The sequence below is a fragment of the Nocardia otitidiscaviarum NBRC 14405 genome, from assembly GCF_000308635.1.
Taxonomy (GTDB): domain Bacteria; phylum Actinomycetota; class Actinomycetes; order Mycobacteriales; family Mycobacteriaceae; genus Nocardia; species Nocardia otitidiscaviarum.
Genome location: NZ_BAGD01000070.1, coordinates 19878 through 44759 on the forward strand (window position 1 = coordinate 19878; position 24882 = coordinate 44759).

24 protein-coding genes are annotated in these 24882 nt (G+C 67.3%); 4 read left to right on the top strand and 20 right to left on the bottom strand.

All coding sequences use genetic code 11. From position 1 onward, the window contains the following. Positions 1 to 136: 136 nt before the first annotated feature. Entirely contained in the window at positions 137 to 1324 is a 1188-nt protein-coding gene (locus ON31_RS13950) for an NAD(P)/FAD-dependent oxidoreductase (RefSeq protein ID WP_039813825.1), read from the bottom strand. 187 nt (positions 1325 to 1511) lie between these two features. Next, positions 1512 to 2357, bottom strand: a complete 846-nt coding sequence (locus tag ON31_RS13955) for a hypothetical protein (protein ID WP_147287215.1) — start codon at positions 2355 to 2357, stop codon at positions 1512 to 1514. Between the two features lie 864 nt (positions 2358 to 3221). Here ON31_RS13955 and ON31_RS13965 point away from each other — a divergent pair. Beyond that, entirely contained in the window at positions 3222 to 3473 is a 252-nt protein-coding gene (locus ON31_RS13965; RefSeq protein ID WP_143980993.1) for a hypothetical protein, read from the top strand. Between the two features lie 76 nt (positions 3474 to 3549). Here the strand turns inward: ON31_RS13965 and nuoN are convergent, their stop codons facing one another. The 14 genes from nuoN to ON31_RS14035 all read right to left on the bottom strand — a co-directional run bounded on the left by nuoN (position 3550) and on the right by ON31_RS14035 (position 20015). Then, entirely contained in the window at positions 3550 to 5088 is a 1539-nt protein-coding gene (nuoN, locus tag ON31_RS13970) for an NADH-quinone oxidoreductase subunit NuoN (protein WP_081592439.1), read from the bottom strand. 89 nt (positions 5089 to 5177) lie between these two features. Further along, on the bottom strand, positions 5178 to 6797 hold the full coding sequence (locus ON31_RS13975) for an NADH-quinone oxidoreductase subunit M (protein ID WP_039813836.1): 1620 nt from the start codon (positions 6795 to 6797) through the stop codon (positions 5178 to 5180). Continuing rightward, positions 6794 to 8683, bottom strand: coding sequence for an NADH-quinone oxidoreductase subunit L (gene nuoL / locus ON31_RS13980; protein WP_370450492.1), 1890 nt, complete (start codon positions 8681 to 8683; stop codon positions 6794 to 6796). The genes ON31_RS13975 and nuoL overlap by 4 nt, the downstream gene beginning before the upstream one ends. 1 nt (position 8684) lies before the next feature. Beyond that, entirely contained in the window at positions 8685 to 8984 is a 300-nt protein-coding gene (nuoK, locus tag ON31_RS13985) for an NADH-quinone oxidoreductase subunit NuoK (protein WP_029927508.1), read from the bottom strand. Further along, complete coding sequence (locus ON31_RS13990; RefSeq protein WP_039813840.1) at positions 8981 to 9814, bottom strand: NADH-quinone oxidoreductase subunit J; 834 nt, start codon at positions 9812 to 9814, stop codon at positions 8981 to 8983. The genes nuoK and ON31_RS13990 overlap by 4 nt, the downstream gene beginning before the upstream one ends. Continuing rightward, positions 9811 to 11598 carry an NADH-quinone oxidoreductase subunit NuoH gene (nuoH, locus tag ON31_RS38555; protein WP_039813843.1) on the bottom strand — a complete coding sequence of 596 codons (1788 nt, stop codon included), beginning with the start codon at positions 11596 to 11598 and terminating at the stop codon, positions 9811 to 9813. The genes ON31_RS13990 and nuoH overlap by 4 nt, the downstream gene beginning before the upstream one ends. 1 nt (position 11599) lies before the next feature. Then, positions 11600 to 14062: an NADH-quinone oxidoreductase subunit G gene (locus ON31_RS14000; protein ID WP_081592436.1), complete on the bottom strand. Its 2463-nt coding sequence runs from the start codon at positions 14060 to 14062 to the stop codon at positions 11600 to 11602. Next, complete coding sequence (gene nuoF / locus ON31_RS14005) at positions 14059 to 15384, bottom strand: NADH-quinone oxidoreductase subunit NuoF (protein WP_039813846.1); 1326 nt, start codon at positions 15382 to 15384, stop codon at positions 14059 to 14061. Before nuoF ends, ON31_RS14000 begins: the two co-directional genes overlap by 4 nt. Then, positions 15381 to 16076, bottom strand: a complete 696-nt coding sequence (nuoE, locus tag ON31_RS14010) for an NADH-quinone oxidoreductase subunit NuoE (protein ID WP_039813849.1) — start codon at positions 16074 to 16076, stop codon at positions 15381 to 15383. The genes nuoF and nuoE overlap by 4 nt, the downstream gene beginning before the upstream one ends. Further along, positions 16073 to 17431, bottom strand: a complete 1359-nt coding sequence (gene nuoD / locus ON31_RS14015; protein ID WP_081592437.1) for an NADH dehydrogenase (quinone) subunit D — start codon at positions 17429 to 17431, stop codon at positions 16073 to 16075. Before nuoD ends, nuoE begins: the two co-directional genes overlap by 4 nt. Beyond that, positions 17431 to 18147, bottom strand: a complete 717-nt coding sequence (locus ON31_RS14020; RefSeq protein ID WP_051037225.1) for an NADH-quinone oxidoreductase subunit C — start codon at positions 18145 to 18147, stop codon at positions 17431 to 17433. Before ON31_RS14020 ends, nuoD begins: the two co-directional genes overlap by 1 nt. 95 nt (positions 18148 to 18242) lie before the next feature. Then, positions 18243 to 18797, bottom strand: a complete 555-nt coding sequence (locus ON31_RS14025) for a NuoB/complex I 20 kDa subunit family protein (RefSeq protein WP_029927522.1) — start codon at positions 18795 to 18797, stop codon at positions 18243 to 18245. Positions 18798 to 18904: 107 nt separating this feature from the next. Continuing rightward, entirely contained in the window at positions 18905 to 19285 is a 381-nt protein-coding gene (locus ON31_RS14030) for an NADH-quinone oxidoreductase subunit A (protein ID WP_029927524.1), read from the bottom strand. A gap of 310 nt (positions 19286 to 19595) precedes the next feature. Next, positions 19596 to 20015, bottom strand: coding sequence for an Rv3143 family two-component system response regulator (locus tag ON31_RS14035; RefSeq protein ID WP_039813852.1), 420 nt, complete (start codon positions 20013 to 20015; stop codon positions 19596 to 19598). Positions 20016 to 20222: 207 nt separating this feature from the next. Between ON31_RS14035 and ON31_RS14040 the strand changes: the two genes are divergently transcribed. Beyond that, complete coding sequence (locus ON31_RS14040) at positions 20223 to 20651, top strand: CBS domain-containing protein (RefSeq protein WP_029927527.1); 429 nt, start codon at positions 20223 to 20225, stop codon at positions 20649 to 20651. A gap of 407 nt (positions 20652 to 21058) precedes the next feature. On the opposite strand, the gene ON31_RS14045 is transcribed toward ON31_RS14040, so the two are convergent. Then, complete coding sequence (locus ON31_RS14045) at positions 21059 to 21580, bottom strand: DUF1772 domain-containing protein (protein WP_051037221.1); 522 nt, start codon at positions 21578 to 21580, stop codon at positions 21059 to 21061. Positions 21581 to 21658: 78 nt separating this feature from the next. Between ON31_RS14045 and ON31_RS14050 the strand changes: the two genes are divergently transcribed. Then, on the top strand, positions 21659 to 22135 hold the full coding sequence (locus tag ON31_RS14050) for a MarR family winged helix-turn-helix transcriptional regulator (RefSeq protein ID WP_051037222.1): 477 nt from the start codon (positions 21659 to 21661) through the stop codon (positions 22133 to 22135). Between the two features lie 47 nt (positions 22136 to 22182). Here the strand turns inward: ON31_RS14050 and ON31_RS14055 are convergent, their stop codons facing one another. Next, entirely contained in the window at positions 22183 to 23091 is a 909-nt protein-coding gene (locus tag ON31_RS14055) for a phosphotriesterase family protein (protein ID WP_039813898.1), read from the bottom strand. A gap of 5 nt (positions 23092 to 23096) precedes the next feature. Next, positions 23097 to 23522 (bottom strand): carboxymuconolactone decarboxylase family protein, encoded by a 426-nt coding sequence (locus ON31_RS14060; RefSeq protein ID WP_051037223.1) that lies wholly within the window; start codon positions 23520 to 23522, stop codon positions 23097 to 23099. A gap of 82 nt (positions 23523 to 23604) precedes the next feature. Between ON31_RS14060 and ON31_RS14065 the strand changes: the two genes are divergently transcribed. Continuing rightward, positions 23605 to 24168, top strand: a complete 564-nt coding sequence (locus ON31_RS14065; RefSeq protein ID WP_039813855.1) for a CGNR zinc finger domain-containing protein — start codon at positions 23605 to 23607, stop codon at positions 24166 to 24168. A gap of 19 nt (positions 24169 to 24187) precedes the next feature. Here ON31_RS14065 and ON31_RS14070 read toward each other — a convergent pair. Then, a partial coding sequence (locus ON31_RS14070) for a hypothetical protein (protein ID WP_039813858.1) occupies positions 24188 to 24882 on the bottom strand: 695 nt, incomplete at its 5' end.

The window sequence follows — 24882 nt, forward strand, 5'->3', positions numbered from 1 at the left end:
GGCGACGGTGAACAGCAGATTGCGATGGGTGAGAAAGGTTTCCGTCGCGGCGACGGCGGCGTGGGGGTTGGCGGGCACGCCGGGCCGCCGGGGTCGGCCGGGTTCGCGCGTGGTGTCCATCGGGTTCGCTCCCGTCCTACGCGACGGGTGCCGTGGCGTCGCCGCGCTGAGCCAGCAGGGCCGGTCGATGCTTGCCGTCCTTTGGCCAGTGGTGCGAACCGGGCTTGGCCGCCTCCGTCACCAGATGGTCGACGCTGGCGGCGCAGGAGAACTCCTTCAGTGTGCGGCCCGCGAATCCGGTGAAGTACAGCGGCAGTGCGGTGTCGTCCTTGCGACCGAGCTGGAAGATGCCGGTGCGGCGGCCGAAGCTGATGCACATGGCGGGGAAGGACAGGTCGATCGGCGTCGGCCGCTCACCCGCGATCCGGTGCAGGACGGTGTCGGCGGCGTGCGCGCCCAGGCAGCCCGCCGCGTAGGCGCTCATCCGGAACGGCAGATCCGAGGGTGCCGACGCGTCACCCGCCGCGACGATCCGCTCATCGTCCACACTGGTGAGGGTTTCGTCGGTGAGCAGGCGCCCGGCGGCGTCGGTGCGCAGACCGCTGCGCGCGGCCAGTTCGGGCACCCCGAATCCTGCGGTCCAAATGGTGACCCGGCTTGCCAGGGTGCGACCGTCCCGCAGTTCCACGGCGTCCGCGGTCACCGCGGCGACCGCGGTATCGGGGCCCTCCAGCAGGCCGACGCCGAGCTTGGTGAGGTATTTGCGCGCGGTGCGGCGCGCCCGCGGGTGCAGGTACGGCCCGAGGCCACCACCGCAGATGAGGGTGACGCTGCGCCCCTGCTCCGCCAGTTCCGCGGCGGTCTCGATCCCGGTCGGCCCGCCCCCGACCACCGTCACCGCCGCCGACATCGGCGTGTCGTACAGCACCGACCGCAAGCGCCGCGCCGCCTCCAATGTGGCTATCGGATAGGCGAACTCGGCCGCGCCCGGTACCCGCGGCCCCGCGCTGCCGCTGCCCACCGCGTAGACGAGGTAGTCGTAGCCGATCCGGCCGCCCTCGGCCAGCGTCACGCCGCGTCCGGCCGCGTCGATGCCGGTGACGTTGTCGACGACCAACCGGACGCCCTCGGCGAGCACGTCCGGGTATTCGACGACCGCGTCGTGGGTACCGCCCACCAGCTGGTGCAGTCGCAGCCGCGGAACGAAGACCGACCGTGGATTGATCACGGTCACCGTCACGTCGTCGCGCTGGGTCAGGCGATTGGCCGCCATGATCCCGGCGTACCCGCCGCCGACCACGACCACATCGATGTTCTCGCCCATGATGTCTCCTTCACTCCGAGGGGTTCATGCACCAGACACCGCAGTTCCGAGTTTCCTGACACTATGTGACTCAGATCACTCGCGTTACCGACGCGTGTTCACGGGGCTCGGGACCGGCGGGCAGGGCAGGGGGAGCGCTCCGGAGGTTCACCGTTCCAGAAGTGATCACCCGTGGTCCATCGAGCACCTAATCTCCGAAGTAGTCGTCAGACAGTTTCTGATAGAAGGGATAGTATTTCTGATACCAAAACGAATGCGGGTGGTTGATGCTGTCGGCGATTATGAGACGTGCCTCTTGGCGGGATATCATGCCGCTGGCATGGCTATTGTAGGCGACTTCGACAGCGAATCGTATGCTGTCACCGTCACCGTCAAAAGATCGGATATCCGGACCGCCGTTCTCCGAGATTTCTCTCCGCACCTGCGCGGACGTCAGTTCAGCCTCAGCTTCATCGACGAACGAATTGTACAGATGCTCATCTATCCACTGCTCGCGTGTCATATCCTTTGTAGGCGGTCTTATCGAAATGGGTACATCGCTCTTCCTGGCGTGGCCGGCCTCATGAGCCAGGATATCCGTCAAAAGCAGATCGTCTCCCTTCGCGGCTATGTCGATGTTGATCAATTTTTGCTCTCGGACGGTGTAATACCCGCTGCCTTTCGGCCCCCATTGAATGATCCACCCGTCCGCTTCCAAGTCCCGCAAAGTCTTCGCCAGTGTGGGAGACAGTTCGACGAGCGCGTCCACTTCCTGAACCGGTCCGTCGCTGGAAGGTCCCGCCCTTTCTGCGCTGTCACTGGCCAAGATCTGGTAGCCCCACAATCCAGCGGAGGTCGTCCATGCGATCCTCGAAGCACGCTCCCATGTGAACTTCGGAGCATTGCGTTGATCAGCGCCGGTCAGCCCGGCAGCCGTGTTGCGCAGTCCACCACTGCCGGCCCGATAGCGGGTGACGTAGCCCTCGCCGGCCCGCCGCAGCAGGTTGCTGGTACGGCCGGCGATTTCTTCGACGAGTTGCGAGACTCGGCTCATGACGTCTCGTGCACGCTGATTGCGTGAAGTGTCCTAGCTTCCGCGGTGAACTGTAGGTACAGCGTTCTGAGACCGCGCCTTTCCTGGAACGAGATGACTCCCTCCGGTGGTATCCGAGGGTTGGCGCTGACATGCTCGGAGGAAAGGTGGAAGCGAGTCGTGAGCTCGGCCTGAGTGATTCGGCATCCCGCCGAGACGTCCATTATCACCAAGCCCTTCGGAGGACCGGACAGCGTACGAGATCCACGGAAGGTGATTGTTGACAATGGACCCGTCTCCGGGTGTGCCTCGAATTCGCGCAGGTGAGGATTGGTGCAGGGCACCTCGAACAGCGTGACCGAGCACGCCTCGGAGACGGAGTCCGGCGTGAAAGGTCCCTGTACGGCCAGAATCCGGTCGACAATCCTGCTGATCTCGTCTGCGCCTCCGGGCGTCACGATGCGCCTCCGCGAGTGTGCGGCGAAACTGGATCACTCGATTCCGACAGTGAGATCAACGTCGATACCGCGGCCCGGCAGCCGATCCCGAAATGATCCACAGCAACCCCATCCCTACCGGCACAATCCGAACGAGACCGAATCCTCTTCTCGAGGAGGCCGTGCCAAGCACCTGATCTTCCCGCAGGAGGGGCGATCTCAATCCGTCAGAGCTTCCCAGCATCGGGAAACTCTGGAATGTCCACCATCTGAAGGATCAGCAATCGAATAGCCGTGAACCTCGGTATCCGGTCTTTTCGGCTTCGGAACGAGTGTGGTCGCTGCCGGTATCCCCGGCTCGCACCGTTTCCAGCGCACGCCCCACGGCTCGGCGGCGGGTGTGTGAGGATGGGCGCGTTCGTTCAGCTCGGTACGTGAGGAGCAGTTGGTGAGAGTTCGATACCTCGTGGGATTGCCGGTGGCGGTCATGGCCATGGTGCCGGTGTTCGGGTTCGCCGCCTCGGGCACCGCCCAGGCTCGGGTGCAGACCTACAGCTGCACCGCCGAGTCGTGGGGCGGCGAGCAGCTCGGTCCGCTGACCGTCGAGTCGAAGTACGGTGTGCGCGCTGCCAAGGGGCTGGCCAAGACGGAATGGCGCGGGGAGGCCAAGTACTCCAGCATCGAATGCACGCCCGTCTAGTGCACCCGGCACCGCCGTCGAACACATCGGGCCCGCCGCGACGATCGCGGCGGGCCCGATGTGTGTGCGAGAGAGGCTAACCGGTGAATACCGCCGCCTGCTCGGCGAGGTCCAGCAGCGGCTGCGGGAAGATGCCGAGCACCAGGGTGGCCGCGGCGGTGACGGCGATGACGGTGGTGGTGACGGTCGGGTAGACCAGTGTCGGCGGGTCCTCGGGCGGGTCGGTGAAGAACATGAGCACGATGACGCGGACGTAGAAGAACGCCGCCACCGCACTGGTGACCACGCCGACGATGACCAGCGGGGTGGCCCCGCCCGACGCCGCCGCCTCGAAGACCGCGAACTTGCTGATGAAACCGCTGGTGAGCGGAATACCCGCGAAGGAGAGCAGGAACAGCGCGAAGATCGAGGCCAGCCAGGGGGAGCGGCGGCCGAGCCCGGCCCAGGCCGACAGTGTGGTCGCCTCGTCGCCGTTGCGGTCGCGGATCAGGGTCACCACGGCGAAGGCTCCGATGGTGCCCAGGCCGTAGGCGACAAGGTAGAACAGCACCGAGGAGATACCCGCGGTATTCGCCGCCACCAGCGCCGTGAGTATGAAGCCCGCGTGCGCGACCGACGAGTAGGCGAGCATGCGCTTCATATCGGTCTGGGTGATCGCCAGTACCGCGCCCACGATCATGGTCGCGATGGCGACGGCCGCGAGGATCGGCCGCCAGTCGTCCCGCAGTCCGGGCACCCCGACGTACAGCACGCGCAGCAGCGCGCCCACCGCGGCAATCTTGGTGGCGGCGGCCATGAAGCCGGTGACCGGAGTAGGCGCGCCCTGGTAGACGTCCGGCACCCAGGACTGGAACGGCACCGCGCCGATCTTGAACAGCAGGCCGACCGCCAGCATGGCCACGCCGAGAATGGCGAGCGTGCGCTCACCGCCGTCGCGCGAGACCGCCTCGGCGATGCCGGACAGACGCACACTGCCCGCGTAGCCGTACAGCAACGCCATGCCGTACAGGAAGAACGCCGACGAGAACGCCCCCAGCAGGAAGTACTTCAGCGCCGCTTCCTGGGAGAGCAGTCGCCGCCGCCGGGCCAGCCCGCACAGCAGATACAGCGGCAGTGACAGCACCTCGAGCGCCACGAACATGGTGAGCAGGTCGTTGGAGGCCGGAAAGAGCATGAGCCCGCCCACCGCGAACATGGCCAGCGGGAACACCTCGGTGGTGGCGACACCGGCCCGCGCGGCCGCCAGTTCGTCGCTGCTGCCGGGGGTGGCGGCGGCCTGCGGGGTGAAGGCGTCCACGCCCTTGGACGCGGTCAGGCTCCAGGTGCCGGGTCCTTCCCGCCGCACCGGATTCCGGTCCGCACGCCGCTCGGCGAGGAACAGCAGGCCGAGGATGGACACCACCAGGATCGTGCCCTGCAGGAACAGGGTCACCCCGTCGATGGCGACCGCGCCGACCACGGCGGTGGCCTCGGTGCCGCGCAGTCCGATGACCGCGCCGAGCGCCACCGCCAGACCGCCGAGGCCGAGCACCAGATGCGATCCATACCGGAACCGCCTGGGCAGGAACGCTTCCACCAGCACCATCACCACGGCCACACCGAACACGATGAGCATGGGGGACAGGTCCCGGTACTCGATGCTGGGCGCGGGGACGGTCGCGGCGAGCAGTGAATCGGATACCGCGGTGAGAAGGGGAGTACCGCTCACTTGTGTGTACCTCCGCTGTGCGTGGATTCGGTCGCGGCCTCGGGCTGCACGGTCGGTGCCGGATCCTGCTTACCGATGGTGGTGAGCGTGCGCGCCACCGCCGGATCGATGGCGTCCAGCGCCGGTTTCGGGTACGCGCCCAGGAAGATCAGCGCCCCGATCAGCGGCACCACCACCGCGAGTTCACGCGGCAGCAGGTCGTAGATCTTGTCGCTGCCCTCCTTCACCGGCCCGGTCATCATGCGCTGGTACATCCACAGCACGTACAGCGCCGCGAGCACCAGGGCACTGGCGGCGAAGACGGCCGCCACCGGGTACCGCGTGAAGGTGCCGACGAGGACCAGGAATTCGCTGACGAACGGCGCCAGTCCGGGCAGTGACAGGGTGGCCAGTCCGGCGATGAAGAACGTTCCGGCCATGATCGGCGCGACCTTCTGCACCCCGCCGTAGTCGGCGATGACGCGGGTGCCCCGCCGCGACACCAGGAATCCGGCGATGAGAAACAGCGCCGCCGTCGAGATGCCGTGGTTGACCATGTACAGCGTCGCCCCGGAGCCGCCCTGGCTGGTCATGGCGAAGATGCCCAGGATGATGAAACCGAAGTGCGAGATCGAGGTGTAGGCGATGAGCCGCATGACATCGGTCTGCCCGATGGCCAGCAGTGCCCCGTAGATGATGCCGATGACCGCGAGCACGCTGATGATCGGCGCGTAATCCGATGCGGCGGTGGGGAACAGCAGCAGGCAGTAGCGCAGCATGCCGAAGGTGCCGACCTTGTCGACGATCGCCATCATGAGCACCGCGCTGGCCGGCGTGGCGGCCACCGCGGCGTCCGGCAGCCAGGTGTGCAGCGGCCACAGCGGGGCCTTCACCGCGAAGGCGAACATGAAGCCGAGGAAGATGGCGTTGAGTACCGCCGGTCCGGCCCCGAGCTGCCCGGTGTTGGCGGCCTCCATGACGGCCCGGAAATCGAAGGTGCCGTTCTCACCGCCGATGCCCTCGCGCACGGTGAGCACGTACAGCCCGATCACCGCCGCCAGCATGATCAGCCCACCGAACAGGTTGTACAGCAGGAATTTCACCGCCGCCCGGGAGCGCTGCTGTCGCAGTGCCACATCGGTGATGCGCGGCCCGAATCCGCCGATGAGGAAGTACATCGGGATGAGCATCACTTCGAAGAACACGTAGAACAGCAGGATGTCCAGGGCGGTGAAGGACACCAGCACCATGGCCTCGACCACCAGGGTGAGCGCCATATAGTAGTGCGTCACCCGGGGCCCGCTGCCCACCTCGCGTTCGTCGTTCCATCCGGCGAGGATGAGCAGCGGCACCAATCCGGCGGTGAGCAGCACCAGCACCAGGGCGATGCCGTCCATGCCGACGGTGTATCCGGCCCCGAAAGCCGGTATCCACTCGTGTGATTCGACGAATTGGAAATGCTCACCACCGGGCACGAACCGGGTGGCGAGCCAGATCCCGATGCCGAGGGTGCCGAGCGAGACGAGCAGCGCCCAGGCGCGGGCGGCGGTCCGCCAGGCTCCGGGAATCAGCAGGGTGAGCGCGGCACCGGCGAGCGGTGTCACCCACAGCGTTGTCAGCCAAGGAAACTCGCTCACAGGTACCTCACCGCCAGCAGGGCGGCGGCCACCAGGGCCGCGCCGGTGAACATGGACAGGGCGTAGGACCGCACGAATCCGGTTTGCGCGCGCCGGATTCGAGCCGACAGGCCACCGATGACGGCGGCGGTGGTGTTGACCAGACCGTCGATCCCGCGATTGTCGACGAACACCAGCGAACGGGTCAGATGCTGGCCCGGCCGCATGAACGCGGCCTCGTTGACGGCGTCGTGATAGAGATCGCGGCGCGCGGCCACGGTGAGAGCGTTGCCCGCGGGTGCGAGCACCGGGATCTCTCGTTTGGCATATTGGTCGTAGGCCACCCACACACCCGCCGCGACCACCGCGAGGGCGAAGAAGGTGATCATCCAGATCGGCAGCACGGGTTCACCGTGATGCGAGCCGACCACCGGCGCGAGCCAATTCTGCAGTGACGAGCCGAAAGCCAGCATCGCGCCCGAGGCGATCGAGCCCAGCGCCAGCAGGATCATCGGCCCGGTCATGCTCACCGGCGCTTCGTGCGGGTGCGCGTCGGAGTGCCAGCGCTTCTCGCCGAAGAAGGTGAGCAGCATGACGCGGGTCATGTAGAAGGCGGTGACGCCCGCGCCGACCAGCGCCGCGATACCGGTCACCCAGCCGCCCCAGCCGCCGTAGGCGAAGGCCGATTCGATGATGCGGTCCTTGGAGAAGAAGCCCGCGAACGGCGGCACCCCGATGATCGCCAGGTATCCGAGTCCGAAGGTGATGTAGGTGATCGGGAGGATCTTGCGCAGTCCGCCGTAGCGGCGCATATCGGTTTCGTCGTTCATGGCGTGCATGACCGATCCGGCTCCGAGGAACAGTCCGGCCTTGAAGAAGCCGTGCGTCAGCAGGTGCATGATGGCCGCGGCGTAGCCGACCGGCCCCAATCCCGCCGCCAGCACCATGTAGCCGATCTGGCTCATGGTGGAGGCGGCGAGGGCCTTCTTGATGTCGTCCTTGGCGCAGCCGATGATCGCGCCGTAGAGCAGGGTCACCGCGCCGACCGCCATGACCGCGGCCTGCGCACCCGGCGCCAGATCGAAGATGGCATTGGAGCGGGCGATCAGGTACACACCGGCGGTGACCATGGTGGCCGCGTGGATGAGCGCGGACACCGGGGTCGGGCCCTCCATGGCGTCCCCGAGCCAGGATTGCAGCGGCACCTGCGCGGATTTGCCGCACGCGCCGAGCAGGAGCAGCAGGCCGATGGCGGTGAGGGTGCCCTCGCCCGCCGCCGACGCGGCCCCGAACACGGTCTGGAAGTCCACGCTGCCGAAGGTCGCGAACATGATCATGAGCGCGATGGCCAGCCCGATATCGCCGACCCGGTTGACCACGAACGCCTTCTTGGCGGCGGTCGCGGCCGACGGCTTGTGGTACCAGAAGCCGATCAGCAGGTAGGAGGCCAGGCCGACGCCCTCCCAGCCCAGGTACAGCACCAGGTAGTTGTCGGCGAGCACCAGCACCAGCATGGCGGCGAGGAAGAGGTTCAGGTAGGCGAAGAACCGCCGCCGCCCCGGATCGCCGTTCATGTAGCCGACCGAGTAGATGTGGATGAGCGATCCGACTCCGGTGATGAGGAGTGCGAAGCACATCGACAGCTGATCGAGTTGCAGGGCGAAGTCGACATTCAGCCCGGTGACCGGCACCCAGCTGAAGAAGGCGTGGTGCACGGCCCGGTCGCCGTCGGCGCGGCCGAGCATCTCGACGAACGCCCACGCGGCGACGCCGAACGAGCCCAGCGCCATGAGGGTGCCGACCCAGTGGCCCCACCTATCGCTGAATCGTCCGACCAACAGCAGGAATACGGCACCGGCCAGCGGCAGTGCGGGCAGCAGCCACAGCGTCATCGTCTGCGTATCCATATCAGTACCGCAGCAGATTCGCGTCGTCGACCGAGGTCGAGCGGCGGGCACGGAAGATGGTCATGATGATGGCCAGGCCCACCACGACCTCGGCGGCGGCGACCACCATGGTGAAGAAGGCGAAGACCTGCCCGTCGAGATTGCCGTGCTGGCGGGCGAAGGTGACGAAGGCCAGATTCACCGCGTTGAGCATCAACTCGATGCACATGAACACCACGATGGCGTTGCGCCGCACCAGCACACCGGCCGCGCCGATGGTGAACAGTAGTGCGGACAGATACAGGTAGTTGTCCGGATTCACCGCGTGCCTTCCTCGTCCGAACTGTCGGAGTGGTTGTGGCCGTTGCCGTTCCCGTTGCTGACCGAGAGCGCGGCGGCTTCGTTGTGGGCGCGCCGTCGGCGGTGCCGCAGGATGGTGCTGACCGACTGCTCCTCGAAGGAGCCGTCGGGCAGCCGGGCCGGGGTGTCGACGGCGTTGTGGCGGGCGTACACGCCGGGCGTGGGCAGCGGCGTGACCCGGGTGCCGTCCCGGAACCGCTGCTTGGACAGTTCCCGCTGATCGGTGCGCGGCCCGAACTTCTCCCGGTGCGCCAGCACCATCGCACCGATGGTGGCGGTGATCAGCAGTGCGCCGGTGAGTTCGAAGGCCCACACGTACCGCACGAAGATCAGTTCCGCGAGCTGGGCGACCGTGTAGTCCCCGCCCAGTCCCGGTCCGGTGGCGGCCACGCTGGTCTCGTTCATCCCGCGCGAGATGGCGGCCATGAGCAGCAGCCCGAATCCGAGGCCGACCACGATCACGGCGATCCGGTGGCCGCGCAGGGTCTCACGCAGCGACTCGGCCGAATCCACGCCGACCAGCATGAGCACGAACAGGAACAGCATCATGACCGCGCCGGTGTAGACGACGATCTGCACCACGCCCAGGAACAGCGCGTCCTGGGCGATGTAGAACACCGACAGGGTGATCATGGTGGCGGCCAGGCACAGTGCCGAGTGCACGGCCTTGCGGGCGCACACCATGCCGAGCGCCCCGGCCACCGCGACGACGGCGAGAATCCAGAACATCACGGCCTCACCGGTGGTGGTGCGGGTGATGATCGGTTCCGCCTGGGCGAGCAGAGCACTCATCGCGCCTCTCCTTCCGCGCCGACCGCCGCGGGCGTGCGGGGCTCGGATTCGGTTGTCGCGCCGGGTACTTCACCCCGGTAGTAGGAGCCCTCGTCCGCGCCCGGGTACATGGCGTGCGGCGGGGCGAGCATGCCCTGTCGCAGCGGGGCGAGCAGATCCTGCTTCTCGAAGATGAGGTCGGCGCGATTGTCGTCGGCGAGCTCGTAGTCATTGGTCATGGTGAGTGCCCGGGTGGGGCAGGCCTCCACGCACAGACCGCAGCCGATGCAGCGCAGATAGTTGATCTGATACACGCGGCCGTAGCGTTCGCCGGGGGAGAAGCGTTCGTCCTCGGTATTGTCCGCGCCCTCCACGAAGATGGCGTCGGCCGGGCAGGCCCAGGCGCACAGCTCACAGCCGATGCACTTCTCCAGGCCGTCCGGATGCCGGTTGAGCTGGTGGCGTCCGTGGTAGCGGGGCGCGGTGGGCACCTTCACTTCCGGGTACAGCTCGGTATTCGGCTTCTTGAACATGGTGGAGAAGGTGACCCAGAATCCGGCGAGTGGTTCCAGCAGACCGGGTTTGGCGGCGTGTGCGCCGGTATCGGTCGGCATGGGCGGCACCGGGAAGTCCGAGTACATCCGGGTGGCGTCGGGATCGGGTGCGGCGGCGGTGCGGTCGTCGCCCGCATGCCCGGCCCGCAGCACCAGTCCGATGAGCACGATGGCGACCACGATGCCGCCGATCACCATGCCCGGGGTCTGCACGTTCATGCCCTCGAGCTGGAGCACCCGCAGCGTGGCCACGAACATGACCCAGGCCAGCGAGACCGGGATGAGCAGCTTCCAGCCCAGATTCATGAACTGGTCGTAGCGCAGTCGCGGCAGGGTGCCGCGGAGCCAGATGAACACGAACAGGAACGTCCACACCTTGGCGGTGAACCACAGCATGGGCCACCAGCCGGAGTTCGCGCCCTCCCACAGACTGATCGGGAACGGAGCGTGCCAACCGCCGAAGAACAGCGTGGTGGCCAGCGCCGACACCGTCGCCATATTGATGTACTCGGCCATCATGAACATGGCGAACTTGAGTGAGGAGTACTCGGTGTGGAAGCCGCCCACCAGCTCGCCCTCGGCCTCGGGGAGGTCGAAGGGCGCGCGGTTGGTCTCGCCGACCATGGAGACCGCGTAGATGAGGAAGGACGGCAGCAGCAGGAAGACGTACCAGGTGCCGTACTGGGCGTCCACGATGCCGGAGGTGGACATGGTGCCCGCGAGCAGGAACACCGCCGCGAAGCACAGCGCCATGGCGATCTCGTAGGAGATCACCTGGGCGGTGGAGCGCAGCCCGCCCAGCAGCGGGTAGGTGGAACCGGATGCCCAGCCCGCCAACACGATTCCGTACACCCCGACCGAGGCCATGGCCAGCACGTAGAGCACCGCCACCGGCATATCGGTGAGCTGCAACTGTGTGGTCTCGCCGAAGATGCTGACCTCGGGCCCGAACGGGATCACGGCGAACGCCATGACCGCCGGGATCAGCGAGATGACCGGCGCCAGCACGAAGATCGGCTTGTCCACGATGGCCGGGATGATGTCCTCCTTGAGGAGCATCTTCACGCCGTCGGCGATGGACTGGAGCGTGCCGCGCGGGCCGACCCGATTGGGGCCGACGCGCATCTGCATGAACGCCACGATCTTTCGTTCCGCGTACACCGCCAGCATGGGGGTGAGCAGCAGGAAGACGAAGATGCCGAGGGATTTGACCAGCACCAGCCACCAGGGGTCGTGGCCGAAGACACTCATGTCACTCACGGTGGTCCTCCCGTCGGATGCGCACCAGGTGGCCGGGTGTCGTGCCGAGTTGCACGAGCACATCGGACCCGGGCGAGTTCATGGGCAGCCACACCACGCGATCCGGCATTTCGGTGATCACCAGCGGGAGGGTGATGTGGCCGTGGTCGGTGCCGACGGTGACCGGATCGCCGGTGGTGGCACCGATCTCGGCGGCGGTGTGCGGGGACAGGCGCACCACGGGGGTGCGGGCGGTCCCGGCCAGATTGGGTTCGCCGTCCTGGAGGCGACCCCGGTCGACGAGCATGCGCCAGCCCGCCAGGACGGCGGTACCGGAGGAGGGCTGCGGTATCGGATGCGGGCGGTGCACAGGGGCTGCGGCGGCCGGTCCGGACCAGACGCCGAGGTCGGCGAGTTCGGCGCGGGCGTGGGCGGCATCGGGTACGCCGAGATCGATACCCAGTTCCGCCGCAATGGCATGCAGCACCCGGTGCTCGGGCAGCGGGGCCGCCTCGCGGCGCACGGTGGCGTCGCGCAGTGCGGCCTCGAACGGCCGGTGGCGGCCCTCCCAGGTGAGGAAGGTACCGGCCTTCTCCATGGCGGAGGCCACGGGGAACACCACGTCGGCGCGGCCGGTGATATCGCTGTGCCGCAGTTCCAGGCTGATCACGAAGCGGGCGGAATCGATGGCGGCCAGCGCGGCGTGCGGATCGGGCAGGTCGCCGACCTCCACCCCGCCGACCACCAGCGCGCCGAGTGTCGGTGCGGCGGCGAGGATTCCGGCGGTGTCGCGGCCGGGGGCGGCCGGGAGGTCGTCGATGTTCCAGGCGTCGCGCACCTCGTGCCGGGCCTGCGGATCGGCGACCGGTCGGCCGCCGGGCAGCAGTACCGGCAGGGCTCCGGCCTCGATCGCGCCGCGCTCGCCCGCGCGGCGCGGCACCCAGGCCAGGGCCGCCCCGGTCTCCTCGGCCAGCCGGGTGGCGGCGGAGAGTCCGCCGGAGGCTCCGGCCAGTCGCTCACCCACCATGATCACCGCGCCCGGCTGCCGCAGCAGGTTCGTGATGCGCTGTGCGACAGCGGGATCGACGAGTCCGGCGGTGTCGCCGCCGTGCAGCGCCTCCAGGATGTGCGGTTCGGCGCCGGGGGACGCGGGCACCAGCGTGCCGGACATCTTCTCCAGCCCCGGGGTCAGGAAGGGAGCGAGGCCGAAGACCGCCGTGCCGTTCTTGCGGGCCGCCTTGCGCAGCCGCAGGTACACGATCGGCGATTCCTCTTCCGGCTCGAATCCGACCAGCAGCACCGCCGGAGCCTGCTCCAGCGCACCGTAGTCGACGCTGATGCCCTGTCCGGCGACGCGGGCCGCCAGGAAGTCGGCTTCCTCGGCGGAGTGGTCGCGGGAGCGGAAGTCGATGTCGTTGGTGCCCAGCACGACGCGCGCGAATTTCGAGTACGCGTAGGCGTCCTCGAGGGTGACGCGTCCGCCCACCAGCACGGCGGCATTGCCGTGCGCCCCGGCCATGCCGGCGGCCGCGGCGGCCAGCGCCTCCGACCAGGAAGCGGGGGCGAGCCGACCGTCCCAGCCGCGCACCATCGGGGTGGTGAGCCGATCCCGTTCGGTGGCGTACTGGAAGGCGAAACGACCCTTGTCGCAGTTCCATTCCTCGTTCACCTGCGGATCGTCACCGGCCAGGCGACGCATGACCTTGCCGCGCCGATGGTCGGTGCGCTGGGCGCAGCCGGAGGCGCAGTGCTCGCACACCGCCGGACTCGAGACCAGGTCGAAGGGGCGCGCGCGAAACCGATAGGTGCTGCCGGTGAGCGCGCCCACCGGGCAGATCTGCACGGTGTTACCGGAGAAGTAGGAGTCGAAGCTCTCGCCCTGGGCGATGCCGACCTGTTCCACCGCACCGCGTTCCATGAGTTCGATGAACGGATCACCGGCCACCTGCTGCGCGAAGCGGGTGCAGCGGGCGCAGAGCACACACCGCTCCCGGTCCAGCAGAATGGCCGAGGACAGCGGAATCGGCTTGGGGTAGGTGCGCTTCTCGCCCTCGAAGCGGGACTCCGCGCGGCCGTTGGACATGGCCTGGTTCTGCAACGGGCATTCACCGCCCTTGTCGCAGACCGGGCAGTCCAGCGGGTGGTTGATGAGCAGCAGCTCCATCACGCCCTCCTGTGCCTTGGCGGCCACCGGCGAGGAGAGCTGCGTGTGCACCACCATGCCGTCGGCGACCGCCATGGTGCAGGAGGCGACGGGTTTGCGCTGTCCCTCCACCTCGACGATGCACTGGCGGCACGCGCCCACCGGCTCGAGCAGCGGGTGGTCGCAGAAGCGCGGGATCTGAATGCCGATCAGCTCGGCCGCCCGGATCACCAGGGTGCCCGCGGGCACGCTGACGGTGGTGCCGTCGATGGTGACGCTCACCAGATCGGCGGGTGCGGTGTCGCTGTCGTTGCTGCTGACTGTCGCGGTCATCGCGCTCCTTCAGCCGTATCCGCCCAGACGGTGGTCCGGGACGGGTCGAAAGGACATGCGCCGTACCGGATGTGGTCGGCGTATTCGTCGCGGAAGTACTTCAGCGAGGAGAAGATGGGGCTGGCGGCGCCGTCGCCGAGGGCGCAGAAGGATTTGCCGTTGATGTTGTCGGCGATATCGGCCAGCTTGTCGAGATCGGTGCTGTGCCCCTGGCCGCTTTCCAGTCGTTGCAGCAGCTGCACCAGCCAATACGTGCCCTCGCGGCACGGTGTGCACTTGCCGCAGGATTCGTGGGCGTAGAACTCGGTCCAGCGCAGCACCGCCCGCACCACGCAGGTGGTGTCGTCGAAGATCTGCAGCGCCTTGGTGCCGAGCATGGAGCCCGCGGCGGCGACACCCTCGTAATCCAGTGCGACGTCGAGATGTTCGGCGGTGAACAGGGGAGTGGAGGAGCCGCCGGGGGTCCAGAATTTCAGCGTGTGGCCCGCGCGGACGCCGCCCGCGTAGGACAGCAACTCCCGCAGGGTGATTCCCAAGGGCGCTTCATACTGCCCCGGTCGCGTCACGTGACCGGAGAGCGAGTAGATGGTGGTGCCCGGCGACTTCTCGGTGCCGAAGGACCGGAACCACTCGACGCCACGCGCGAGGATACTGGGCACCGACGCGATGGACTCGACGTTGTTGACCACCGTCGGGCAGGCGTAGAGCCCGGCCACCGCGGGGAACGGCGGGCGCAGGCGCGGCTGCCCGCGCCGACCCTCCAGAGAGTCCAGCAGCGCGGTCTCCTCACCGCAGATGTACGCGCCCGCTCCGGCGTGCACGACGATCTCGAGGTCGTACCCCGAGCCGAGGATATTGCGGCCGATATAGCCCGCCGCGTACGCCTCTTCCACGGCGGTCTGCAAGCGCCGCAGCACCGGCAGCACCTCGCCACGCAGATAGATGAAGGCGTGCGAGGCGCGAATCGCATAGGCGGCGATGATGACGCCTTCGACCAGCAGGTGCGGGCTCGCCATCATGAGCGGAATGTCCTTGCAGGTGCCCGGTTCCGACTCGTCGGCGTTGACGACCAGGTAGTGCGGCTTCTCGATGCCGTCCGGGCCGGGGCCCTGCGGGATGAAGCCCCACTTCATGCCGGTGGGGAAGCCCGCGCCGCCGCGGCCGCGCAGCCCCGCGTCCTTGACGGTGGCGATCACCTCGTCCGGATGCATCTTCAGCGCCTTGGGCAGGGCCCGGTAGCCCTCCTGGCGGCGATAGGACTTCAGGGTCCACGACTCGGGCTCGGCCCAGTAGCGGGTGAGCACCGGCGTCAATGTCGTCATTGAGCGCCTCCGTCGGTCGGATTTTCTTGCACCGCATGCAAACCCGCGAGGGTTGCCGGTCCGGGCGCGCCGTCGTTCGCGCCGGGGCGCTGATCCGGATGGCCGGCGAGGATGCGGGCGGTTTCGCGGAAGGTGCACAGCGGTGCGCCGCTGCGGGTGCCGGTGACCTGGTCGCCGCGCCGCAGCGCGTCGACCAGCGCCCGTGCCGATTCCGGCGTCTGGTTGTCGAAGAACTCCCAGTTCACCATCATGACGGGCGCGTAGTCGCAGGCCGCGTTGCACTCGATGTGTTCGAGCGTGACCGCGCCGTCGGCGGTGGTCTCGCCGTGCCGGATCCCCAGATGCTCCTTCAGGGTCGCGAGGATCTCGTCGCCGCCCATGACCGCGCACAGCGTATTGGTGCACACGCCCACGTGGTAGTCGCCGGTGGGTGTGCGCCGGTACATGGAGTAGAAGGTGGCGACCGCGGTCACCTCGGCATCGGTCAAACCCAGCTGCCCGGAGCAGAATTCGATGCCGGTGCCCGAGACGTAGCCCTCCACCGACTGCACCAGGTGCAGCAGCGGCAGCAGCGCGGATCGCGGATGCGGGTAGCGCGCGATGATCTCCCGGGCCTCCACCTCCAGGCGGTCGTGCACCTGCTGCGGGTAGGGAATCGGCCTCGTGGTCAGGTTCAGCAGTATCTCGGTCATCGGTCCACGCCTCCCATCACCGGGTCGATACTCGCCACCGCGGCGATGACGTCGGCGACCATGCCGCCCTCGCACATCGCCGCCACCGCTTGCAGATTCGTGAACGAGGGATCGCGGTAGTGCACCCGGTACGGGCGGGTGCCGCCGTCGCTGACCATGTGCACGCCGAGTTCACCGCGCGGGGACTCCACCGCCGTGTAGACCTGACCGGCCGGCACCCGGATACCCTCGGTGACGATCTTGAAGTGGTGGATCAGCGCCTCCATGGAGGTGCCCATGATCTTGCCGATATGCTGCGGGGAGTTGCCGAGTCCGTCCGGTCCCAGCGCCAGGTCCGCGGGCCAGGCCACCTTCTTGTCGCTCACCATCACCGGGCCGGGCCGCAGTTTGTCCAGGCACTGCTCGACGATCTTGAGCGATTCCTTCATCTCGTTGACGCGAATCAGGTAGCGCCCGTAGCAGTCACAGCCGGTATCGGTCATGACATCGAATTCGTAGTCCTCGTAGCCGCAGTACGGCTGGGACTTGCGCAGATCGTGCGGCAGGCCGGTCGAGCGCAGCACCGGACCGGTGATGCCCAGCGCCATGCAGCCGGTGAGATCCAGGTACCCGACATTGCGGGTGCGGGCCTTCCAGATCGGGTTCTCGTTGAGCAGCAGTTCCAGATCCCGCAGGCGTTTCGGCATGATGGCCAGCAGTTCGCGCACCTTGGTGACGCCGTCTTCCGGCAGATCCTGCGCCAGGCCGCCGGGGCGGATGTAGGCGTGGTTCATCCGCAGACCGGTGATCGTCTCGAACACATCGAGGATGAGTTCGCGCTCCCGGAAGCCGAACAGCATCGGGGTGAGCGCTCCCAACTCCATGCCGCCGGTGGCCAGCGCCACCAGATGCGAGGAGACGCGGTTGAGCTCCATGAGCATGACCCGCACCACGCTGGCGCGCTCGGGAATGTCGTCGGTGATGTCGAGCAGCTTCTCCAGCGCCAGGCAGTACGCCGTCTCGTTGAAGAACGGCGACAGATAGTCCATGCGGGTGACGAAGGTGACGCCCTGCACCCACGGCCGGTACTCGAGATTCTTCTCGATGCCGGTGTGCAGGTAGCCGATTCCGCACCGGGCCTCGGTGACGGTCTCGCCCTCGATCTCCAGAATGAGCCGCAGCACCCCGTGTGTGGAGGGGTGCTGGGGACCCATATTGACGACGATGCGCTCCTCGGCGACACCGTCGAGCGCGGCGGAGATCTCGTCCCAGTCGTTGCCGACCACCGTCACGGCGCGTTCCGGCTTCGGATCGTGTGGTGAGACGGGTGTTTCCGGCGCACCTGAACCTGTGCGCCGGGTGTCGATGTCGTTCATCAGGAGTAAGCCCTCCGCTCGTCGGGCGGCGGGATGCGCGCGCCCTTGTACTCGACCGGAATTCCGCCGAGCGGGTAGTCCTTGCGCTGCGGGTGCCCGCGCCAGTCGTCGGGCATGGAGATGCGGGTCAGCGAGGGATGACCGTCGAACAGGATGCCGAAGAAGTCGTAGGTCTCCCGCTCGTGCCAGTCCGTGGTGGGGTAGACGGCATAGAGCGAGGGGATGTGCGGGTCGGCGTCGGGTGCCGAAACCTCCACCCGCAGACGGCGATTGTGGGTGATGGAGTTGAGCTGGTAGACCGCGTGCAGCTCGCGATCCTGGTCGTCGGGATAGTGCACGCCGCTCACGCCCAGGCACAGCTCGAACCGCAGCGCCGGATCGTCGCGCAGGGTGCGGGCGACCGCGACCAGATGTTCGCGGCGTACGTGCAGGGTGAGTTCGCCGCGGAAGACCACGATCTTCTCCACGGCTGCCTCGAATTCCGCTCCGAGCGCGGCGCGCAGGGTGGCGACGAGTCCGTCGAAGTAGCCGCCGTAGGGCGGCTCGGTGCCGCCGGGCAGCGTGACGGTGCGCACCAGGCGGCCGTAGCCGGAGGTGTCGCCGGTGCCGGAGACCCCGAACATGCCGCGCCGCACGCCGATGATCTCATCGGGTGCGGGTCCGGATTCCGCTGTGCCGTTGTCGTTCTCGGTTTCGTCCTGGATCGGACCCGCCATGCTCGGTGGTTCGATCGGTTCGTTCGATTCGCCGTGCTTGCGTTCGTCCACGGCCGCCTCCGGGGGACTCTCGGTCCTACTGGGTGAATCGAAGGTCATCGCAGTAGACCCCTCATCTGAATGGTCGGGGTGGAGGCCAGGGCGGCGGCCTCGGCGGCCTTGATCGCTTCCTCGCGATTGACGCCGAGCGGAGCCTCCTGAATCTTCTCGTGCAGTTTCAGGATGGCGTTCAACAGCATCTCCGGCCGCGGGGGGCAGCCGGGCAGGTAGATGTCGACCGGCACCACGTGGTCGACGCCCTGCACGATGGCGTAGTTGTTGAACATGCCGCCGGACGAGGCGCAAACGCCCATGGCCAGCACCCATTTCGGTTCGGTCATCTGGTCGTAGACCTGACGCAGGACGGGGGCCATCTTCTGGCTCACCCGTCCCGCCACGATCATGAGATCGGCCTGGCGCGGCGAGGCGCGGAACGCCTCCATGCCGAAGCGGGCGATGTCGAATCGCCCGCCGCCGGTGGCCATCATCTCGATCGCACAGCACGCCAGGCCGAAGGTGGCGGGCCACAGTGAGCCCTTGCGCAGGTAGCCCGCCATATCCTCGACCGTGCTCAGCAGAAACCCGCTGGGCAGCTTCTCCTCGAGACCCATATCGGATTCTTCTCCAGACTTCTCGCGCCGGACCCCGCGTGCGGGCGCACCGGCGCTGATCGGAATTCCCGTCAGCCGTCGTTCGATTCAGCCCTGTCGCACGCGAATCAGTCCCAACTGAGTCCGCCGCGCCGCCACTCGTAGGCGTAGGCCACCGAGACGTTGAAGATGAACAGCGCCATCGCCGCCAGCCCGAACAGGCCCAGCGAGTCGAAGTGCACCGCCCACGGGTACAGGAACACGATCTCGATGTCGAAGATGATGAACAGCATCGCGGTGAGGTAGTACTTCACCGGAAAGCGTTGTCCAGCAGCGTTTCCCGGACCACCGGCGATGGCGTGCGGCGTCGGTTCGATACCGCACTCGTAGGGTTCGAGCTTGGCCCGGTTGTAGCGCTTGGGGCCGATGAGGGCCGCGAGAGCTAGCGAGAACAGTGCGAACGCCGCGGCGATCGCACCGAGAACAAGAGTCGGCACCTCGATATTCACAACCGCACTACCCCTCCTTGCGAGCTGGACGCATTCGGACGGCATGCTGCCGAGGCGGGCTGACTTCGTCGTCATGCCGGGCCAGTCTCGCCCCTCAGGCACTCGCCGGGGATGCGGGCGGTCGGGACCTGGCACGGCGGATTAATACCGAATCGGACTGATACCTCGGCTCGCACCCATGTGAGCTACGGCACAGCCTACAACTCGGACGTCGGGATGCAGCAATTTTCGGCGCGGCGTTTGATCGAATTCGGAACGCCCATTCATGACCAATCGGACGCAATGGGCGAACGTCACGTGACGGGGTGGGCTACGCGGCCGTCCGGTTGCGCAGTACCCCGACGACGGCGTCGGTCAGCCGGATCGGATCGATCGGATGCGACACCGCCGCGTCCGCGCGGGACCAGTTCGCCAGCCAGACATCGTCGGGGCGACCGGTGATCACGACCAGCGGTGGGCAGTCGGCGATTTCGTCCTTGAGCTGTTTCGCCAACCCGAGTCCGCCGGCGGGCTGCGCCTCGCCGTCCAGGATGGCGATATCGACCGCACCGGCATCCAGGCGCTCGATCACCACCGGAGCGGTCGCCACCTCGAGGTAGTCGAACTGCTCCAGGTCGGGACGCGGCTTTCGACCCAGGGCCAGCATGATCTGGCTCCGGGTGTCGGCGTCGTTGCTGTACACGAGCACCCGCAGCGCGGCGGGACGTTTCGCTTCGGCCACGTTCGGCATGGTACGTGCCGCGGGTCGCTCCGCGCGGCAGCTTGACGCTTTCGGTCCGCGCGTCGCCGGAAAATCTTCGCAACACGGACACCTTGAGTCCCGCCCGGTTCGTTCAACATCCGCATTAACGGTCGAATCGCAATCGTTGCTGGTCACGGGCGGTGAATCGCGAGATCCTGGAGGCATCGACGTCGAATTCACTGGGTGGTGGACAGTATGCGAATTTCCGAGATCCTGCGCAGGAAAGGTTCCGATGTAGTCACGATCGCACCCGATGCCACGGTGCACGCACTGCTGGAAATCCTCGCCACCAACAATGTTGGCGCAGTGGTGGTTTCGCCGGATGCGTCCTATATGGTCGGTATTGTCTCCGAGCGCGACGTGGTACGTGCCCTGCACCGGCACGGCGCCGTCGTCCTCGGGCAGCCGGTCTCGGAAATCATGACCGACGTCGTCCACACCTGCTGTCCGGAAGACCGCGTCGAAACCCTCAATGCCCGGATGACCGAGCACCGTATCCGCCACCTACCCGTGGTGCGCGACGGCCGCATGATCGGCATCGTCAGCATCGGCGATGTGGTGAAGAGTCAGATCGCCGAACTGGAGACCGAGCGCGAACATCTGGTGCAGTACCTGCACGGATGAGGCAGCGCGTGCATGCATGCACTCAATGCCATTGCGCATTCGGGATATCCGCAATGGGCCTGCGGGCACAAACAACGCCCCCGGATTTCTCCGGGGGCGTTTCGGTATTCGATTATGCGATTGCAAACGGACGTTACAGGCGGTTGACCCGCATAAACGATTCCTGCCCGTCGTCATCGGCATTCATGGCTTCATTCCAGTTGTCGTGCGCCTGCCCATTGGGCCCAGGATCCAACACCAATTCTCGCACCGTGTCCTCCTTCTACGGACGCTCGAGTACGCATCGCCCGTCACGTGACACGAATGCCTCGATGAACGCGCCGCCCCGCGATCAGTGATGCGATAGTTCATAGGTTCCATCGAAACGTCTCTGCGAAACCTGCGAATCTCGAGTTGGCGATATTGCGTCATGCGGCGGTGGCCGAGAGTGGCCGCCGGTCCCCGGCTCCCGCGACACCCGACAGCGACAGCGCGCGCAGCAGGCAGAGCCAGCCGACGGCGGCGAGCACCATGCGCGGATAGTTCAGCGTCGTCCACAGGCCGACGAACGATTCGACGCGGTCGGCGTCCCAGTCGTCGCCGCCGTTCTGGAACACCAGCATCTGGGTGGCGAAGTAGGCGTAGGTCGAGATCGACGACAGCGTCATGATCGCGGCTCCCGCCAGCCACCAGTTCCGCAGCGGGGTCGCGGCGCGGCGCGCGACGAACAGGCAGATCAGCGACAGCAGTGCCACCACCGGGGAGACGAACGGCCAGAAGGCGCGCCCCGCCTTGTGGAATCCGGAAGTTTGCATGGTGGCGAGCACCTGTTCGGGCGGAGCCTCCGCCCACAGCGGTATGACCGCGAGCTTCTCGTACAGCCCGCCGCCGAACTGGATGCTCACGAAGATCACCAGCAGCCACAGCCAGATGCTTCGTTTGAACGTCATGATCGTACTTCCCTTCACCCGGTACTCTCGGCATCAGAGTCTCTCTGCAATAGAGAGATTAGGAAGGAGCAGCACGCTATGGGATCCGGGAACACCCGGAGTTCGGCCCTGAACTCGCTACAGGCCGAGTTCCGCATTCAGGCCGTCCGCACGGTCACCTTCCACACCGCGGTCGCCGCCCGCCTCGGCATCACCGCCGCCGACCTGAGCTGCCTGAACGTACTCAGCCTCGAAGGCCCGCGCACCCCCGGCGAATTGGCCGCCCGCATCGGCATCACCCGTGGCGGAGCGGTGACCGCCATGCTCGACCGCCTGGAGACCGCGGGCCATGTCCACCGCCGCCGCGACACCGCCGACCGCCGCCGCGTCCTGGTGGAACTGGACGCCGCCCGCGCGACCGAGCTGGTCTCACCACTGTTCCAGGGCATGGGCGCGGCGGTCGGGGCTCGACTGGCCGAGTACGGCGACGCTGAACTGCGTCTGCTGCGCGACATGCTGGCCGCAGTGAACGAGGCAGCGGCGGAAGCGATCGCGGAGCTGCGCGACGGGCGGTGAGTGACCAGCGGGAGTCGCTGTCGTGGCCACAGCTGTCGCATGTGGTCTCACGGTGCGCGGACGTGCGATCTCCAGTGCGCGCTGAACGCGTTGGCGGGGTTGGTGACGAAAGCGGCGGTGGCGATGTCGGACCCGAGTTCGTTTTCGACGCGGGACCGCAGGGTGTCGAGCAGGAAGGCCATCCCGGGGCCGTCGGCGGTCGAGCGCGCCGAGGCGGTGACGGTATCTCCGCCGAGCAGGATCCGGTCGGCATGCCCGCTGTCGACCAGGGCTGCGATGTTGTCGAGAAGGTGCCAGTCGACGGCGTGGTGTGCCCGGGAAGGTCCTTCGAACCCGACGAATGCGCCGGCGGCGGCGATCTGCCGGTGAATCGCGCGGTCCGGGAACCGGTGCAGATGGCCGAGGATGACGCGCTGCGGCGCCACATCATGGGTCCCGGCGAGTTCATCGAGCACGGCCAGAGCTGCGGTGCCGCCCTCGAGGTGGACACCGATCGGCGCCCCGGTTGCGTGGTGGGCGGTCGCCGCGGCGGCAAAGACGTGTCGGGTGTGTTCGTCGATGTGGTGAAAGGCTCCGGCCACCTTGATGAGTCCCGCACGTACCGGTGCCGCGGTGAGCTCGTGTACGAACAGCTCGGCGAGATCGTCGTGGACGGCCGCCAATGCGGCGGGATCGTAGTGTTTGGCCTGATGCAGCCCGGTGGCGGCGACCAGATGCACACCGGATCGCCGGGACAGCTCAGGGAGGTCGGCCAGGCGAGGCCCCATGCCCCACGGTGTCCACTGCACCACTGCCTGCCCGCCCAGCGTCGCGAACGAATTCAATTCGGCCAGTGCGGCATCGGCGTCGTCGAGTTCTTGGCCTGGCAGCTGGGGTGAACGAATGAACAGGTGATCGTGTGCGTTGCAGACACCCAGGTGCTCGGGCTCGATATCGCCGAGCACGGTGCGGATCATGCCGGTCACCGGGTGGACTCCTCGGCCTCGGTGAGTGCTGCGGTGGTCACCCGCAGACCGGCCAGCGCCTTGGGCACTCCGATGTAGGGAGCCAGATGCGCGAAGACCTCGAGGATCTCCTCGCGGGACAGTCCCACCCGCAGAGAGGTTTTCACATGTCCGTTCAATTGCGGGTCCACGCCGCCGAGCGCGGTCAGTGCGGCCAGGTTGACCAGCTGACGATCCCGCAGCGACAGATTCCCGCGCTGATAGGTGCCGCCGAACAGTGCGGTGACGATCCAGTCGGCGAAGCCGGGCACCCAGCTCTCCAAACCGGGCAGTGCAGCGTGCTGGGTGTCTTCGTCCTGTAGCAGGTCCAACACCCGGTAGCCCTCCTCGCGATCGAACCGGGCCGGAGTCAGCTGCTGGGACAGGTCAGCGGTGTTCGTCATGGTCGGGCAACCTCACATCTTCGTAACGGGTTAGGCGTTACAACGCTAACATGTGTAACGCTTGAAGCGTTACGCTGTTCTGGTGACGGAAGACAAGCACGCGTTTCGGTTCGACTGCGGGTCCACGTGGCTGAATCTGCTCGCCACGAAGGGCCGCAGTTTCAGTGCGGACCCGGTGGAGCGGCTGGACTCGCCTGCGCGGTTCGCCGAGTGGCTGGACCGCAGTGAGCTACTGCCTGCTCGACCGCCCACCGCCGACGACCTCGCCCGGGCGACCCGGCTGCGGGAGACACTGCGTGTCCTGGTGCTGGCCACCATCGACGGCACGGCACCACCACACGACGCGGTCACCGAACTGAGCGCGTTCCTCGCCGGGCACGATGACTCGGTGCACCTCGTCGTGGCAGGTCGGCTGCGGCGCGAGCCCCCCGCGACCGCAGTCGACGCGCTCGCTCGCATCGCACGCCAAGCCGTCGACTACCTGACCGGCATCGAACGTGCCGCGCTGAAGGTCTGCCCGGAACATGATTGCCGGGGCGTGTTCATCGACAGCGCAGGTCGCCGCCGCTGGTGCCCGTCCCCGGCATGTGCGAGCCGGGGACGGGTCCGGGCGATGCGTGCCCGCCGCGCCGCCGATCAGGTCTGATCAACGACCGCACCCTGCGTTACCGCGGTGGCTGCCAGGTGCCGTCCCGGCAGAGCAGGATTTGGGTGTCCGGGCCCCTGGCCATCGGTGCTGCTTCGGAGTCGCACAGGGTGCCGGGGGTGGCGCGCAGGAGGAGCACCGACGGTCGCCATGCCGGGGGTGCGGTTCCGTCCGACTGGCAGACCAGCCAGAAGCCGGACAGCAGTTCCCTGGGATTGTCCGCCGCCGGGTCGCACGGGGTGGTGTCGGTGCGGATGCGCGTCTCGCCACGGTCCGTCTTCTCCACGTGCACACCGGGGAAAGGAGTCCACTCGGAGGTGGTCTCGGTCGAGCGGGGCCGGTTGGTCGGGCGGGACGGCTCGGAGATGGTGACGTTGGCGAGTGCGAAGACGATCAGGATCATCGTGACGGCGATCGCCAGCTTCGCCATGAGCCAGGGGTCGCGGGATGGCGTCGTCGCGGAAGTCGACGCTGCCGCCGGGGCCGGGCGTTGTCGGACAGTGGGTTTCGCACGGACCGGTGGGGGACGGAACCGATCGGCGTACCGGTCCACCGCCCGCAGTGCCGGATAGCGGAAGGCGCTCCCGTCGCCGGTCAGGAAGACCGCCTTCAGCGCGTCCCGCCATTCGACCGCCGTCGGGCGACCCGTGGTCGCGAAGGGGTCGTGGAACGCGCGGTCGAACAGTGATCGCAGCCGCGCGGGGAGGTCGTCCG

Bases quoted from the DNA above. Each gene is read 5' to 3' on its own strand.
- nuoL (WP_370450492.1), bottom strand. From the start codon at position 8,683: ATGGATACGCAGACGATGACGCTGTGGCTGCTGCCCGCACTGCCGCTG.
- nuoH (WP_039813843.1), bottom strand. From the start codon at position 11,598: ATGAGTGTCTTCGGCCACGACCCCTGGTGGCTGGTGCTGGTCAAATCC.
- ON31_RS14025 (WP_029927522.1), bottom strand. From the start codon at position 18,797: ATGGGTCTCGAGGAGAAGCTGCCCAGCGGGTTTCTGCTGAGCACGGTC.
- ON31_RS13990 (WP_039813840.1), bottom strand. From the start codon at position 9,814: ATGAGTGCTCTGCTCGCCCAGGCGGAACCGATCATCACCCGCACCACC.
- ON31_RS14060 (WP_051037223.1), bottom strand. From the start codon at position 23,522: ATGACGAACACCGCTGACCTGTCCCAGCAGCTGACTCCGGCCCGGTTC.
- ON31_RS14040 (WP_029927527.1), top strand. From the start codon at position 20,223: ATGCGAATTTCCGAGATCCTGCGCAGGAAAGGTTCCGATGTAGTCACG.
- nuoE (WP_039813849.1), bottom strand. From the start codon at position 16,076: ATGACCGAGATACTGCTGAACCTGACCACGAGGCCGATTCCCTACCCG.
- ON31_RS14000 (WP_081592436.1), bottom strand. From the start codon at position 14,062: ATGACCGCGACAGTCAGCAGCAACGACAGCGACACCGCACCCGCCGAT.
- ON31_RS13950 (WP_039813825.1), bottom strand. From the start codon at position 1,324: ATGGGCGAGAACATCGATGTGGTCGTGGTCGGCGGCGGGTACGCCGGG.
- ON31_RS14035 (WP_039813852.1), bottom strand. From the start codon at position 20,015: ATGCCGAACGTGGCCGAAGCGAAACGTCCCGCCGCGCTGCGGGTGCTC.
- nuoD (WP_081592437.1), bottom strand. From the start codon at position 17,431: ATGAACGACATCGACACCCGGCGCACAGGTTCAGGTGCGCCGGAAACA.
- nuoF (WP_039813846.1), bottom strand. From the start codon at position 15,384: ATGACGACATTGACGCCGGTGCTCACCCGCTACTGGGCCGAGCCCGAG.
- ON31_RS13955 (WP_147287215.1), bottom strand. From the start codon at position 2,357: ATGAGCCGAGTCTCGCAACTCGTCGAAGAAATCGCCGGCCGTACCAGC.
- nuoN (WP_081592439.1), bottom strand. From the start codon at position 5,088: ATGCTCATCGTGTTCGGTGTGGCCGTGGTGATGGTGCTGGTGGAAGCG.
- ON31_RS14020 (WP_051037225.1), bottom strand. From the start codon at position 18,147: ATGGCGGGTCCGATCCAGGACGAAACCGAGAACGACAACGGCACAGCG.
- ON31_RS14050 (WP_051037222.1), top strand. From the start codon at position 21,659: ATGGGATCCGGGAACACCCGGAGTTCGGCCCTGAACTCGCTACAGGCC.
- ON31_RS14055 (WP_039813898.1), bottom strand. From the start codon at position 23,091: ATGATCCGCACCGTGCTCGGCGATATCGAGCCCGAGCACCTGGGTGTC.
- ON31_RS14045 (WP_051037221.1), bottom strand. From the start codon at position 21,580: ATGACGTTCAAACGAAGCATCTGGCTGTGGCTGCTGGTGATCTTCGTG.